General features: G+C 77.8%; 1 protein-coding gene. It reads right to left on the bottom strand.

Translation table 11 applies throughout. The annotated features are described in order from the left end of the window. The coding region (locus ABD823_RS34505) for an AMP-binding protein (protein WP_344867175.1) at positions 1–550 on the bottom strand (550 nt) is incomplete at both ends.

Genomic DNA, 550 nt, shown 5'->3' with positions numbered 1-550 from the left:
CGCCCTTCGGCCGGCCCGTCGACCCCGACGTGAAGATCACATACGCCGGGTGGTCCGGGAGCGGTTCCGGCAGCGGCGGCTCCGGGGGCCCGTCCTCCCGGTCCGGGGACAGGAGCACCCCGCGCTGGGGCGCGTCCTCCCGAGGCGCGCCGTCCCGTCCGGGCAGGATGCGGCAGGAGACGCCGCCGTCCTCCAGCACCACCACCGGCAGCCCCCCACCCACCACGTCCTGCAACCCCTCGGCCGCCACCACCGCCATCGGCGCCGCGTCCCGCACCATGGACGCCACCCGCTCCGCCGGATACGCCGGATCCACCGGCACATACGCCCCTCCGGCCTTGAGCACCCCCAGCACCGCGACCACCAGCTCCACCGACCGCGGCACCACCAGCGCCACGAACCGCTCCGGCCCCACCCCCAGCCACGCCAGCCGCCGCGCCAGCGCCCGCGCCCGCGCGTCCAGCTCCGCGTACGTCACCGCGGCGTCCCCGCACACCACCGCCACCGCGTCCGGGCAGGCCGCCACCCGCGCCGCGAACCCCTCCACGAT

Source organism: Planomonospora alba, assembly GCF_039534085.1.
GTDB lineage: Bacteria > Actinomycetota > Actinomycetes > Streptosporangiales > Streptosporangiaceae > Planomonospora_B > Planomonospora_B alba.
This window is presented reverse-complemented; position numbering and strand designations above follow the sequence as displayed.